Here is a 13,624-nt window from a genome sequence, read left to right on the forward strand (position 1 = left end):
CCTGCGACCGGATAGCGCAGTTCCGCTTGCATTTCTGTCCGCGCTTGCCCCATAAGGGGCAAGATAGAGGGATCAATGCACGCAGAATTCGAGAATCGCGCTTCCAATCTTTCGCGCCGGCCGCGTCTGACCACACTGGTCCGCGTGCGCTGGCTGGCCATCGCCGGGCAGACGGCGGCAGTCATGCTGGTGGCGCTTTATCTGCAGTTTCCGTTTGCTGTCGGGATTTGCTTTGCGCTGATTGCCTGCTCTGCCTGGCTCAATCTGTATCTGGCATTTCGCTTCCCCACCAATCACCGGCTGAATCCGGCAGCGGCAAGCCTTGTGCTGGCCTTCGATGTCCTGCAATTGGCTGGCCTGCTCTATCTCACCGGCGGCCTGCAAAACCCCTTCGTCATTCTCATGATCGTGCCGGTCATCATTTCGGCGACCTCGCTATCCGCACGGCATACGCTGGTTCTGGCCTTGCTGGTCGTGGCCTGTACCTCGATTCTCACCGTCAAACATGAGCCATTGCCCTGGTATCCGGGCGAAACACTGAACCTGCCATTCCTGTTTGTCATTGGTATCTGGTGCGCGATTGCGTCGGCGCTGGGCTTTACCGGGGTTTATGCCTACCGCATCGCCGAAGAAGCACGCCAGCTTGGCGATGCGCTGAGTGCCGCAGAACTCATTCTTCAGCGTGAGCATCACCTGACGGCATTGGACGGACTTGCCGCCGCCGCCGCCCACGAGCTTGGCACCCCCCTTGCCACCATTGCGCTGGTGGTGAAGGAAATGCAGCGCTCCTATGCCAAGAATCCCGTCGATGTCGGTCTTAGCGAAGACATTGCACTGTTGCATTCGCAGACGCAGCGCTGTCGTGAAATTCTGCGAAGGCTGACCAGCCTCTCCTCGGAAAATGAGGAACACATGTCGCGGCTACCGCTGTCCTCACTCATTGAGGAGGTGATCGCACCGCACCGTAATTTCGGCATCACCATTGACGTGCAGAAGGTAGCGGGACCAATGCCGGAACCGGTGACACGGCGCAATCCCGGACTGCTTTACGGTTTGGGTAATCTGGTGGAAAACGCGGTCGATTTCGCGCGCGGCAATGTCAGTGTCACTTGGGGTTGGACGGATAATCAGGTGAGCGTGACCATCCAGGACGACGGCAGCGGCTTCAAGCCGGAAATCCTCGATCGTATCGGCGAGCCGTATATGACGAGCCGTGATAACACCCGTAATGGCGGCGGGCTTGGCCTTGGCCTGTTCATCGCCAAAACCCTGCTGGAACGCTCCGGCGCGCAAATTGCTTTCCGTAATCGAAGCAATCCGGGGCAGGGGGCGGAAGTGAAAGTGGTTTGGCCCCGCTCCGCATTCACATCCGGCTGAAGAAGGATGCCGCATGACGATCCCGCTTGAAATCCAGAGGGCAACGCAGGAGTTCGACAAGTTTCTCCATATGGCGCGGGATGAGGCAGGGCTCGCTACACGCAATCAGGCCTATACGATGGTGGAGGCCGTTCTGCTCACCTTCCGCCACCGGCTCGATGTCGGTCAGGCGATTCGCTTTGCCGGGATACTGCCGCCGGTTCTTCGCGCGATTTTTGTAGAAAACTGGGATATTGGCGAAGCGAAACGACCATTTCTGAGCCGGCAAGCCTTGACCCGCGAAGTGCAATCGCTGCGCAAGAATCACAATTTCGCACCAGATTCAGCTATTTACGACGTTGCCAAGGCGCTTCGGGTGCATATCGATCAAGTGAAGCTGGATGACGTTCTGGCAGGGCTCCCTGCCGAGGCGCGGGAATACTGGTCCGTCTGAAGCGGCTGCCTGCGATACACGATTTTACGATCAAATCCTTGTGTCCATATTTCAAAATATTCTGAAAATACAAAGGTTTGCATCGTTCCTGCATGTGGATGAATGCTGAGATTGCTTCAACAATTCAATGGCTATTTGACTTTTTGACGCAGGGGTATCAATAAGGAAAGAAAAATACAGGCAGGAAGCACCCGATGGACGACTTGAAGCAGGAAGACACCGAAGCCATAGGCAACGATCCGACCCTCCTTCTGGTTGATGACGACAAGCCCTTCCTGCAGCGCCTTGCCCGCGCCATGGAAAGCCGGGGTTTTCAGGTGACGACTGCGGAATCGGTTGAAGAAGGCATTGCCGCCGCCAAGGCCGCTGCGCCTGCCTATGCGGTCGTGGATATGCGGCTCGGCGATGGCAACGGTCTCGATATCATCGAGGCTATCCGCTCGCGCCGTGCCGACACGCGCGCTATCGTTCTTACCGGATACGGCAATATCGCAACCGCTGTGAATGCCGTTAAGCTCGGTGCCATCGACTATCTGTCGAAGCCTGCGGATGCGGATGAGGTCTTCGCAGCATTGACCCGCCGTCCTGGTGAAAAGGTTGCACCGCCGGAAAATCCGATGTCTGCCGACCGAGTTCGCTGGGAGCATATCCAGCGCGTTTATGAAATGTGCGAGCGCAACGTCTCCGAGACGGCACGTCGTCTCAACATGCATCGCCGTACCTTGCAGCGCATCTTGGCAAAACGGGCGCCTCGTTAAAACGCGTTTCGATCCGATTGAATCAGATCGGCACTCTAACGATTTGTTTTGACGCGCATCTTACCCGAAAACCGTTTCACATTTTTCGGGATGCGCTCTAATACCAAGGCGCTGAGATGCTGACGCATCACGCCTAGAAAAAGTTCAATCGCCACTCGGGCTTAACCAAAAACCGATGAGTCATACTCATCGGTTTTTGGTATAAATCAATCTATTTCGGTCTCGGGTACATCGAGACCGGCGAGTTCGGCAATCGTCAGGCGAGCAGCGCCTGCTCGCGCAAAGCGCAACATCAGCGCCTTTCGCGTTGCGCCGGGCAATTTATGCTCTGGCGCATCGCGCAGGATTTCCGCTCCATATCCGTCTGACAGGATGAAGCCGCATTCTTGCGGGAATATTTCGCGCGGTACCGCCGGATGGGTGGCGAAGAACAGCCGATCGCAATAAGCGCGATATTCAGGCCATTTGCGGTCCGCCTTCCAGTCCTCGATCGAGGATTTGATTTCCACGATCCAGATTTCGCCCTTGCGGCTGACCGCGATCAGGTCGGCGCGCCTGCCGGATGCCAGTGGCAGCTCGGGTAATGCCGCAAGCCCCATCTCCAGAAAAAGACGCTGCACCCCACGACGCACCAGCATGGCGTTCTCGGACTGCCGGCCGTCGGAAAGGGGATGAGTCTGATTGGGAATCACAATGGGCATGGATGCATTTTGTGCGTGGTTTCGGATCGAAACAATCGGAAAGCAGGTGCAAGCCGCACGAAAATTGCGGCAAAAAGGCGAAACATGGCTAAAAAATGTCATTATCAAGGAATTTTCAATTTACGGTTAACGCCTGGTTAACAATACTACCCCATCTTCAACAAGAACGAGCGATTCGCTTCTATCTTCGACCCTTCGTGGTCCCATTGACGGAATGAACCAATCTGGGGGAATGCATGAATTCTCGCGTCCTAAAATTGACGACGGCTCTCTTTCTGGCAGGTGCCTTGGCAGGCTGCTCGACTGTAGGCGGCACTTTCTATACGGCATCCTATTCTTCGGTCACGGACGCCGGTTATGTCGTTCCGGCCATCCCAAGCACGAAGATCCCGGCGCAATATCGCCGCCAGATCGTCAAATATCCGACTGATGAGGCCCCTGGCACGATCATCGTCGATACGCGGGAAAAATTCCTTTATCTTGTCATGCCTGAGGGCAAGGCCATGCGTTACGGCATCGGCGTCGGTCGCGAAGGTTTCGAATGGTCCGGTTCGGCGCGCGTCGCCATGAAGCGGGAATGGCCGACCTGGACGCCGCCGTCTGCGATGATCAAGCGCCAGCCGGAACTGGCAAAATATCGCAACGGCATGGATCCCGGCCTGCGCAATCCGCTCGGCGCGCGTGCCCTTTATCTGTACAACAAGGGCGGCGATACGGGCTATCGTCTGCACGGAACGCCGGAATGGTGGTCCATCGGCAAGGCCATGTCTTCCGGTTGCATCCGCCTCATGAATCAGGACATCATGGATCTCTACGACCGCACCGAACAGGGTGCGAAGGTCGTTGTGAAACAATAAGTCCAGACGATAACAGACGTGAAAAAGGCCGCTTTGAGCGGCCTTTTTCATTGCAACTTTAATCAGGTCAGATCTGTTCGACCTGCTGCACTTCCGGCACGAAATGGCGCAGAAGGTTCTGAATGCCGTGCTTCAATGTTGCCGTCGATGATGGGCAGCCGGAGCAGGCGCCCTTCATATGCAGGAACACGGTGCCGTTTTCGAAGCCGCGGAAGGTGATATCGCCACCATCCTGCGCAACAGCTGGACGAACACGGGTCTCGATCAGCTCTTTGATGATTTCGACGGTTTCGGTATCGGCCTCATCGAAGAACTCTTCTTCGCCATGCGCGGCAGCGGCGTCGACATTGCCGTTGCTTGCCATTGCAGGGGCGCCCGACATGAAATGTTCCATGATGGTGCCGAGGATGGCCGGCTTCAGATGCTGCCACTCACCGTCTTCCTTGGTGACAGTGATGAAGTCGTAGCCGAAGAAAACACCGGTCACGCCCGGAACCGAAAAGAGCTTGGCTGCGAGCGGTGATGTGTTGCCAGCGGTGGAGGCGTCGCGGAAATCGGCGGTGCCTTCCGACATAACGACCTTGCCGGGAAGAAACTTCAGGGTCGCCGGGTTGGGCGTGGTTTCAGTCTGGATGAACATGCCAGTTGTCCCGCTTTCAGATTTTGGAACGATTCTCGTAAGCGCAGATCCATATGGACGCAAGTACTGTCCTGATCCTGCGTGTATCAGTTGTCATCAATATAGGGTGATTAGGTCACCGCATCAATGTCATCGTCGCTCATACCTGCCGGAATGACGGTAACCGGGATTGGGAACTGGGAACGGCCGGCAAGCGATTGCACGAGAGGGCCCGGTCCTTCCTTGCCAGAACCAGCAGCGAGAACCAGAATGGCGATGTCCTGATCTTCCTCGATGAGACACATGAGCTCTTCGGCGGTTTCGCCTTCACGGATGCTGATTTCCGGCTCAATCCCTTGATCCGCACGCACGGTTGCCGCGAATTTTTCAAGCGCTGCGCGGGCACGATCCTGTGCTTCGGAACGCATGATTTCGCCGACGCCCAGAATTTGCTGGAAATCGGAGTCATCGATCACGAAGAGCAGGATGAGCGAGCCGCCGGTGTTTTTTGCACGGCGCGCGGCATAGGCAACAGCACGCCCGCATTCGGGCGTCTCGTCGATGACAGCAAGAAACTTGCGGCGGTGACCGGCTTCCCGGCTAAGTCGTTTTGATACCATGGCCGCAATTTGCCATCGGGATTGATCGTCTGCAAGCTGACATTTGATGGATGCTTGAGGATCGAACGCTGATTTTCAAATGAAGACGGACGGCAGCAAAAATACCGCCGCCCGTTTGATAAATAAGAAATTTAGTTCTGCAGCCAGCCGACGATATCGCGAACATGACGCATGGTCTGTTCTGCAATCACACCAGCCCGTTCGCCGCCATCGCGCAGAACGCTGTCGATATGGGCCGGATCGGCAACCAGTCGGCGCATCTCGTGGGTGATCGGCGAAAGCTTCGCCACCGCCAGATCGGCCAGTGCCGCCTTGAATTCGGAGAACTGGCGCCCGCCAAATTCCTTCAGCACCTCTTCCTTCGATTGAGAGGAAAGTGCTGCATAGATGCCAACCAGATTTTCCGCTTCCGGGCGACCGGCGAGACCGTCAAGCTCTGTAGGCAGGCCGTCCGAGTCGGTCTTTGCCTTGCGGATCTTCTTGGTGATGGTGTCTTCGTCATCGATCAGATTGATGCGTGACAGATCGGACGGATCGGACTTCGACATTTTCTTGGTGCCGTCGCGCAACGACATGATGCGCATGGCAGGGCCAGAAATAACCGGCTCGGTGAGCGGGAAGAACCCCGATACATGCTCGTCACCCACCTGCATATCCACACCGATTCCCAGCGAGGCGATACGGTCGGAATAGTCATTGTTGAATTTCTGCGCAATGTCGCGGGTCAATTCCAGATGCTGCTTCTGGTCTTCGCCAACCGGCACGGCGGTGGCGCGATACAGCAGAATGTCGGCAGCCATCAGGCTTGGATAGGCGAACAGGCCGAGCGAAGCATTTTCGCGGTCCTTGCCTGCCTTGTCCTTGAACTGGGTCATGCGGCTCATCCAGCCGATGCGCGCAATGCAGTTGAACACCCATGCAAGCTCCGCATGCTGCATGACGCGGCTCTGGTTGAAAACGATGCTCTTCTTCGGATCAACACCGGCGGCGAGATAAGCAGCCGTCACTTCCCGGGTCGAGTTTGTCAAATCAACCGGATCGGGCGAGATGGTCAGCGCATGCATATCGACGACACAATAAATGCAGTCGTTGGTATTCTGCATGTCCACCCACCGCTTGATCGCACCCAGATAGTTACCGAGGTGAAGATTTCCGGTCGGTTGTGCGCCGGAGAAGACAAGCGGTTTGAACGTGCTCATAGCTGTTTCCTAAAATGAACCCCTGCCGGTGGAGAGCAGGGGGCTTTGACGATGTGGCGTGTTTTCGCAGAGACGCAAAGGTGTTTCAAGGACAATTATGCGTCATTGTCGGGCTGTTTCTTGGCTGCGCCGCGTTTGACATTGCGGCGGATCATACCGGTATTTGCGCCACCGAGAGCGAAAGCGAGGCCGAAATAGACGATCATCGCTGCAATCACCATGGCACAAACGGTTCCCGCCCGCGTGACCAGCGGCGCTGCAGAGGAAAGCTCGTAGGCAAAATAGCCGATGGCATAATGGATACCGAATGCCATGACGCCTGCGGCGATCAACAGGCGCGGAATACGGGTGAGCAGCGGAATATCCCGCCCCCAGTGGCCGCGCTTCACCAGCATGGCGAACAGGAGGATAGCATTGACCCAGCCAGCCACGATTTCGGCAGTGGCGATGCCGGCCGGGCCGAGGCGCGGGAAAAGTGTGAGGGCGAGCGTGACGTTTACCGCAACGGAAATCGCGGCGAAGATCATCGGCGTGCGCGTGTCTTCGCGGGCGAAGAAGCCGGGAATAAACGCCTTGATCAGCACGAAAGCGGGCAGGCCGAGGCCATAGATCGCAAGAATGTTGGAGACGACGAGCGTGGAATCCGGGCTGAACTTGCCGCGCTCGAACAACAGCCGGACGATGGGTTCCGACATGACCAGAAGCGCGGCAGCGGCTGGCAGGGTCAGAAACAATGTGAACTCGACCGAGCGGTTTTGCAGGTTCGAGGCTTCCTTCATGTGACCGCCGCGCAGAGCGCGTGACAGCTCAGGCAGAAGCACGGTGGCAACCGCGATGCCGACGACGCCGAGCGGAAGCTGATAGATGCGATCCGCATAGACCAGCGATGAAACAGCGCCTTCCATGCCCGATGCGATATTGGTGTTGATGAGCAGATTAATCTGCGTGATGCCGCCGGTGATCGCTGCGGGAAGCGCCAGCACCAGCAGTCGTTTGACATTTGATGTCAGGCGCGGACGACGGAAGCCGATCTTGATGCCAGCATTGCGCACGGCAAGCCAGACAATAGCAAGTTGCACCAGACCTGCAGCCATGACACCCCAGGAAAGGCCGTAGCCAACCGAAAGCGCGTCATAGCCGCGCCACCAGGCAACGGCCAGCACCCCGATCAGGATGATGTTGAGGAAGACCGGCGCAATCGCCGCCGCAAAATAGCGATGCAGCGAATTGAGCATGCCACCCATCATCGCTGCCAGCGACATGCAGGCGAGATAGGGGAACATGATGACGGCGAGACGGACCGTATTGTCGAATTTTACCGGATCGTCGGTGAAACCCGGCGCGATCACCGTCCGCACGATGAAGGGCATCGAAAGTTCCATCACGATGGTCAGGAACAGAAGCACGGTAAAGAGCACGCCAAAGACTTCTTCGGAAAAACGGCGGGCGCCGTCCATACCGTTCTTCTCGATTTCCTTGGCAAAGAGCGGCACGAAGGCGGAATTGAAAGCGCCTTCGGCAAAGAGCCTGCGAAATGTGTTCGGGAAACGGAACGCGGCATTGAAGGCATCGGCTACCGGACCGGTGCCGAGCGCTGCCGCCATGAACATCTCGCGCGTGAATCCGAAAATGCGGCTCATCAGCGTTCCGGACGCGACCGTGGCGAACTTTTTGACCAAACTCATATGACTGAAAAACCTATGCTGCGGCCTGCGACGAGCGACCGTTTGTCTTGCTGCCATTGTCCCCGCTGAGAACACCAAGCAGCTTGCGCCTGATATTGCCCTGGCGGGTGGCGTTTGAAATCTTGTGACCCACAAGGTCAGTCACATAAAAACTGTCGATCACCTTCTCGCCGAAAGTGGTGATGTGGGCTGAAGCAATATCCAGTGAAAGGTCGGAAATAAGGCCGGTCAGTTCTGAAAGCAGGCCGGGCCTGTCCAGACCTTCGACTTCGATGACGGTGAACTTGTTGGAGAGCGTGTTGTTGATCTCGACGCGCGGCTCCAGCTTGAAAGCCTTGGCGGCTCTCTTCGGCTTGGTGCGTTTGGCCAGTACGTCGGGCAGATGGGCCTTGCCGGACAGAACATCCTCGATGACCTTGCCGACGCGTTCGGCACGGCGGCGTTCGTCATCGTCAGTGTCGAACTCGCGGCTGATGAGAATGGTGTCCAGTGCGCGCCCGTCACCGGTGGTGAAAATCTGCGCGTCGACAATGTTGCCGCCTGCCGCCGCGCAGGCACCGGTGATGATCGACAACAGGCGCGGATGATCAGGTGCCAGAACGGTGATTTCCGTGACCGCCTCGAAAGTATGCGGTTTGGCCATGGTGGCCAGTGCCCGCTCGTTGCGATCAGCTTCGCGAATGAAATGGGCGTGCCTGACCTGATCCTCAAGGCTGACCGTCAGGAAATAGTTGGTGTAATGAAGGGCAAGATAGGCATCGCGCTTATCCTTCGGCCAATCGGAAAGCCGTTCCGCCAGTGCCTCCCGCGCCTGATGATCGCGGTCTGCGCGGGACAATTCCGAAAAACCGCCGGTCAGGACCAGCTCGGTTTCGTAGAAGAGTGTGCGCAGAAGCTGGCCTTTCCAGCCATTCCATACGCCGGGGCCAACCGCCTTGATGTCGCAGACGGTCAAGATCAGAAGAAGCTTCAGGCGCTCCATGGTCTGCACGGTGTCGGCGAAGTCGATGATGGTTTTGCGATCATTGAGATCGCGCGACTGCGCCACCATGCTCATGGTCAGATGTTCGCGCACAAGCCATTCGACGGTTTCCGTTTCGGCAGGGGTAAGGCCGAACCGTGGTCCAAGCCTGCGGGCAATGCGCGCACCGGCGATCGAGTGATCGTCCGGGCGCCCCTTGGCGATGTCATGCAGGAGCAGCGCCACATAAAGCAGGTTGCGGTCCCGCTTGATCGTGGTGATCAGGTGGTTTGAAAGTGGATGTTCGTTTTCCAATTCGCCATGCTCGATTTCCGAAAGTACGGCGATGCAGCGCAACAGATGCTCGTCCACCGTATAATGGTGATACATGTTGAACTGCATCATGGCGACGATCTTGCCGAAATCCGGAATGAACTTTCCAAGCACGCCGGATTCGTTCATGCGGCGCAGAATGAGTTCGGGGTTGCGCGGCGAAGTGAGAATTTCGAGGAAAAGCCTGTTGGCTTCGGAATTTTCACGCAGATCAGCATTGATGAGCTTCAGCGAGCGGGTCAGGCTCTGCATGGCTTCGGGATGAAATTCCAGCCCGTGCTTGTCGGCCAGATGGAAGAGGCGAATGATATTGACCGGATCTTCCTTGAAAACCTGCGGTCGTGCGATGTTGATGCGGTGATTTTCCGAAACGAAATCACCGTCTGCGGAAAGCTTGCGCTTGCGCCGCGAGAAGGTGAGGAAGATGCGGTTGAAGCCCGGCACATGCTTGGCCTGTTGTTCTTCCAGTGCCGCACTGATGATACGGGTGAGGTCGCCAACATCCTTTGCCACGAGGAAGTAATGCTTCATGAAGCGTTCGACGTAGTTCTGGCCGGGATGCGCTGTATAGCCGAGACGTTCGGCAATTTCAGGCTGGATGTCGAAGGAAAGGCGTTCTTCCGCCTTCAGCGTCGCAAAGTGCATGTGGCACCGCACGGCCCAGAGAAAATCCTCAGCCTTGTTGAACAGCTTCAGCTCGGCACGCGACAGAACACCAAGCTTGACCAGCTCTTCCTTCGTTTTGACGCGATAGAAGTATTTGGTGATCCAGAACAGCGTATGCAGGTCGCGTTGCCCACCCTTGCCTTCCTTGACGTTCGGCTCGACCAGATAGCGGGTTTCGCCTGCCTTTCGGTGACGCTGGTCGCGTTCGGCAAGCTTGGCCTGAATGAATTCCGGGCCAGTATCCTTGACGATTTCCTCTTCAAAGCGGGTGATAAGTGTTTTGAAGAGCTCGCGATTGCCGGTGAGAAATCGCGCATCGAGAACCGCCGTGCGGATCGTCATGTCCTCGCGCGCCAGACGAATGCATTCATCGATATTGCGCGTGGAATGGCCGACTTTCAGCCCCATGTCCCACTGCATGTAGAGCATATACTCGACGACCTGCTCGCCCCAGGGGGTCTGCTTGTAAGGTAGCAGAAACAGAAGATCGATATCCGACCCCGGCGCCAGTCCGCCGCGCCCATATCCGCCGACAGCGATGATGGCCATATTCTCGGCCTTCGACGGATTGACCATCGGATAGGCTTTGGTGGTGGCGAATTCGAACAGCGCCTCGATCAGCGTGTCCATGAGAAAGGAAAGGCGTTTGGCGCATAGCGTGCCGCCGCCATCCTTCATTAGCAAGCCTTCTGCATTGGCGCGACCGCGCACCAGCGCGTCCTTCAGAGCCTGAAGCACCACTTTGCGCACGGTAGAACTGGTGTAGCTTTCGTCCGTGGAATCCGCCAGTTCGTTGAGCTTGCGGCGCAGCGTCTCGGGATTGACGATCTCTTCCAGCTTAAGGTCGTGTGCGCTCATGCGGCATGTAGATCCGGTTTGCGGAGAAAGGATAGTGGACGGTGGTCACTATCCTATAGCCGCTTTTATGGATGATGAATATCCAAAAGCAAAGGCCGGGTTTCCCCGGCCTGTTTCACTATTATTCGCTGATTTTTCAGTTCGTCGCATTATAGGCAGTGATTGCCGCCATGTTGACGATGTCGGAATCCTTCGCACCGATGGTGACGATCTGCGCGGGCTTGTCGAGGCCTACGAGCAATGGACCGATGACTGTTGCACCACCCAGTTCCTGCAGCATGTCGGCGGCAATCGAGGCCGAATGATTGTCCGGCGTGACGATCACATTGGCCGGGCCTGACAGGCGGATGAATGGATACTGTTCCATCAGCTTCGGGTTCAGCGCCACATCGGCACTCATTTCACCGTCGAATTCGAAATCGACATGACGTGTCGCCAGAATGCGGACGGCTTCCTGAATGCGTGCGGAACGTTCACCACCCATATGGCCGAAAGTGGAGAAGGCGGTCAGCGCGACACGTGGCACATACCCCATGCGGCGCGCCATGCCTGCAGCTTCAACTGCAATATCGGCAAGTTCGGCTGCGGTCGGCATTTCATGGACGGCGGTATCGGCGATGAACACCGTACGACCGCGGCAAAGCGCGATGGAAACGCCGACCATGCGGTGGCCGGGCTTGGAATCGATCACACGGCGCACGTCGTCCAGACCCGTCGCGTAATTGCGGGTCACGCCCGTTACCATGCCATCGGCATCGCCGAGCGCGACCATACAGGCCGCAAAATGATTGCGGTCATTGTTGATGAGGCGGTGGCAATCGCGCGTCAGATAGCCCTTGCGCTGCAGTTTCTCGTAGAGATAGTCGGCATAGGCGGCATTGCGGCTCGACAGGCGTGCATTGATGATTTCGATGCCGGGACGGTCAAGATCGAGACCGGCAGCCTTGGCCGTATCCTTCACCCGTTCCTCGCGGCCAACCAGAATGGCGGTGCCGAGACCCTGATTGACGTAGGAAACGGCGGCGCGCATCACCTGTTCTTCTTCGCCTTCGGCGAAGACGATGCGCTTCGGCTGACGGCGGACACGTTCATAGATGCCGCGCAACGTGGAAGCGATCGGATCGCGACGCGCTGACAGTTCGCGCTTGTAGCCTTCAATATCGGCAATGGCGCGTCCGGCAACGCCGGTTTCCATCGCCGCCTTGGCGACCGCAGCCGAGACGGATGCAAGCAGGCGTGGATCGAACGGCACCGGGATGATGTAGCTCGAGCCGAAACGTGGGCGGCTGCCTTGATATGCGGCGACCACATCGTCCGGCACGTCCTCACGGGCAAGCTCGGCCAGCGCGTTGACGGCTGCAATTTTCATCGCATCGTTGATGGTGGTTGCACGAACATCGAGTGCGCCACGGAAGATATAAGGGAAGCCAAGGACATTGTTGACCTGGTTCGGATAATCCGAACGACCGGTGGCAACGATGGCATCATCACGGATGCGCGCCACTTCTTCAGGCGTGACTTCCGGGTCGGGATTGGCCATGGCGAAGATGATCGGGTTCGGTGCCATGGAACGGACCATGTCTTCGGTGAACGCGCCTTTGGCCGAAAGGCCGAACACGACATCTGCACCGTTCATGGCATCTGCGAGGGACCGCTTGTCGGTCTTCACCGCATGGGCAGACTTCCACTGGTTCATGCCTTCTTCGCGGCCCTGATAGACGACACCCTTGGTATCGCACAGGATGACGTTTTCCGAAGCAAAGCCCATTGCCTTGATGAGTTCGATACAGGCAATACCCGCCGAACCTGCGCCATTGCAGACGAGCTTCGTCGTCTTCATGTCGCGTCCGGTCAGATGCAGCGAATTGATCAGACCGGCAGCGGCAATGATTGCCGTTCCGTGCTGGTCGTCGTGGAAGACGGGAATATCCATCAATTCGCGCAGGCGCTGCTCGATGATGAAGCAGTCTGGCGCCTTGATATCTTCCAGATTGATGCCGCCGAACGACGGCCCGAGATAGCGTACCGCATTGATGAAGGCGTCGATGTCGGTCGTATCGACCTCAAGGTCGATGGAGTCGACATCGGCAAAGCGCTTGAACAGCACGGCCTTGCCTTCCATTACCGGCTTGGATGCGAGCGCGCCCAGATTGCCGAGGCCCAGAATGGCGGTGCCGTTCGAGATGACTGCGACCAGATTGCCCTTGGCCGTATAGTCATAGGCGCGGGCGGCGTCTTCGGCGATTGCCTTCACCGGCACGGCGACGCCCGGAGAATAGGCGAGCGACAGATCGCGCTGCGTGGTCATGGGCTTGGTGGGGTTGATCTCCAGCTTGCCCGGGCGACCCTGCGCGTGAAAGTCTAGCGCTTCCTTCTCACTGGCTGTGGGTGCGCGTTCTGATGTGTTGCCCTTCGGCGTCGAGGCTGGCATGTTCCCTCCGGTTTCATCTGCGGGAGAACCTCGATAGCGCCAGTCAGGCATCGTGTAAACAGTGCTTCGAGGAATAGATATTCATCCAAAAACGATGGAATACGAAATTTTATAACTTTAGCCTCG

At 57.2% G+C, this 13,624-nt stretch carries 11 protein-coding genes; 4 read left to right on the forward strand and 7 right to left on the reverse strand.

Going from position 1 to position 13,624, the window contains the following annotated elements:
• The first annotated feature begins 75 nt into the window (after nt 1–75).
• From CQZ93_RS00750 to regA, 3 genes are all read left to right on the forward strand, one after another.
• Nucleotides 76–1,377 (forward strand): ActS/PrrB/RegB family redox-sensitive histidine kinase, encoded by a 1,302-nt coding sequence (locus CQZ93_RS00750; RefSeq protein WP_105540882.1) that lies wholly within the window; start codon nt 76–78, stop codon nt 1,375–1,377.
• Nucleotides 1,378–1,390: 13 nt separating this feature from the next.
• A complete protein-coding gene (locus CQZ93_RS00755; protein ID WP_105540883.1) occupies nt 1,391–1,810 on the forward strand; it encodes a DUF2267 domain-containing protein in 420 nt (139 codons plus the stop codon).
• 194 nt (nt 1,811–2,004) lie between these two features.
• The gene (regA, locus tag CQZ93_RS00765) at nt 2,005–2,568 is read left to right on the forward strand and encodes a global response regulator transcription factor RegA (protein ID WP_006465866.1); all 564 of its coding nucleotides are present in this window, start codon (nt 2,005–2,007) and stop codon (nt 2,566–2,568) included.
• Nucleotides 2,569–2,774: 206 nt separating this feature from the next.
• Here regA and CQZ93_RS00770 read toward each other — a convergent pair whose 3' ends face one another.
• Complete coding sequence (locus CQZ93_RS00770; protein ID WP_105540884.1) at nt 2,775–3,269, reverse strand: MmcB family DNA repair protein; 495 nt, start codon at nt 3,267–3,269, stop codon at nt 2,775–2,777.
• A 236-nt stretch (nt 3,270–3,505) separates the two neighbouring features.
• Between CQZ93_RS00770 and CQZ93_RS00775 the strand changes: the two genes are divergently transcribed.
• On the forward strand, nt 3,506–4,126 hold the full coding sequence (locus CQZ93_RS00775) for a L,D-transpeptidase (RefSeq protein ID WP_105540885.1): 621 nt from the start codon (nt 3,506–3,508) through the stop codon (nt 4,124–4,126).
• A 67-nt stretch (nt 4,127–4,193) separates the two neighbouring features.
• Here the strand turns inward: CQZ93_RS00775 and CQZ93_RS00780 are convergent, their stop codons facing one another.
• The 6 genes from CQZ93_RS00780 to CQZ93_RS00805 form a co-directional block, all read right to left on the reverse strand.
• Complete coding sequence (locus tag CQZ93_RS00780; RefSeq protein ID WP_105540886.1) at nt 4,194–4,766, reverse strand: NifU family protein; 573 nt, start codon at nt 4,764–4,766, stop codon at nt 4,194–4,196.
• Between the two features lie 110 nt (nt 4,767–4,876).
• Nucleotides 4,877–5,365, reverse strand: coding sequence for a universal stress protein (locus CQZ93_RS00785; protein ID WP_105540887.1), 489 nt, complete (start codon nt 5,363–5,365; stop codon nt 4,877–4,879).
• Nucleotides 5,366–5,496: 131 nt separating this feature from the next.
• Nucleotides 5,497–6,564, reverse strand: coding sequence for a tryptophan--tRNA ligase (gene trpS / locus CQZ93_RS00790; protein ID WP_105540888.1), 1,068 nt, complete (start codon nt 6,562–6,564; stop codon nt 5,497–5,499).
• A 95-nt stretch (nt 6,565–6,659) separates the two neighbouring features.
• Nucleotides 6,660–8,249 (reverse strand): murein biosynthesis integral membrane protein MurJ, encoded by a 1,590-nt coding sequence (gene murJ, locus CQZ93_RS00795; RefSeq protein WP_105540889.1) that lies wholly within the window; start codon nt 8,247–8,249, stop codon nt 6,660–6,662.
• A 13-nt stretch (nt 8,250–8,262) separates the two neighbouring features.
• Nucleotides 8,263–11,067, reverse strand: a complete 2,805-nt coding sequence (locus tag CQZ93_RS00800; RefSeq protein ID WP_105540890.1) for a [protein-PII] uridylyltransferase — start codon at nt 11,065–11,067, stop codon at nt 8,263–8,265.
• 136 nt (nt 11,068–11,203) lie between these two features.
• A complete protein-coding gene (locus CQZ93_RS00805) occupies nt 11,204–13,498 on the reverse strand; it encodes an NADP-dependent malic enzyme (protein ID WP_105540891.1) in 2,295 nt (764 codons plus the stop codon).
• Nucleotides 13,499–13,624: the final 126 nt, after the last annotated feature.

Source organism: Ochrobactrum vermis, assembly GCF_002975205.1.
Lineage (GTDB): Bacteria > Pseudomonadota > Alphaproteobacteria > Rhizobiales > Rhizobiaceae > Brucella > Brucella vermis.

Coding starts and splice junctions, on each gene's coding strand:
- CQZ93_RS00770 (WP_105540884.1), bottom strand. CDS start 3,269: ATGCCCATTGTGATTCCCAATCAGACTCATCCCCTTTCCGACGGCCGG.
- murJ (WP_105540889.1), bottom strand. CDS start 8,249: ATGAGTTTGGTCAAAAAGTTCGCCACGGTCGCGTCCGGAACGCTGATG.
- CQZ93_RS00775 (WP_105540885.1), top strand. CDS start 3,506: ATGAATTCTCGCGTCCTAAAATTGACGACGGCTCTCTTTCTGGCAGGT.
- CQZ93_RS00800 (WP_105540890.1), bottom strand. CDS start 11,067: ATGAGCGCACACGACCTTAAGCTGGAAGAGATCGTCAATCCCGAGACG.
- CQZ93_RS00755 (WP_105540883.1), top strand. CDS start 1,391: ATGACGATCCCGCTTGAAATCCAGAGGGCAACGCAGGAGTTCGACAAG.
- CQZ93_RS00780 (WP_105540886.1), bottom strand. CDS start 4,766: ATGTTCATCCAGACTGAAACCACGCCCAACCCGGCGACCCTGAAGTTT.
- regA (WP_006465866.1), top strand. CDS start 2,005: ATGGACGACTTGAAGCAGGAAGACACCGAAGCCATAGGCAACGATCCG.
- CQZ93_RS00785 (WP_105540887.1), bottom strand. CDS start 5,365: ATGGTATCAAAACGACTTAGCCGGGAAGCCGGTCACCGCCGCAAGTTT.
- trpS (WP_105540888.1), bottom strand. CDS start 6,564: ATGAGCACGTTCAAACCGCTTGTCTTCTCCGGCGCACAACCGACCGGA.
- CQZ93_RS00750 (WP_105540882.1), top strand. CDS start 76: ATGCACGCAGAATTCGAGAATCGCGCTTCCAATCTTTCGCGCCGGCCG.
- CQZ93_RS00805 (WP_105540891.1), bottom strand. CDS start 13,498: ATGCCAGCCTCGACGCCGAAGGGCAACACATCAGAACGCGCACCCACA.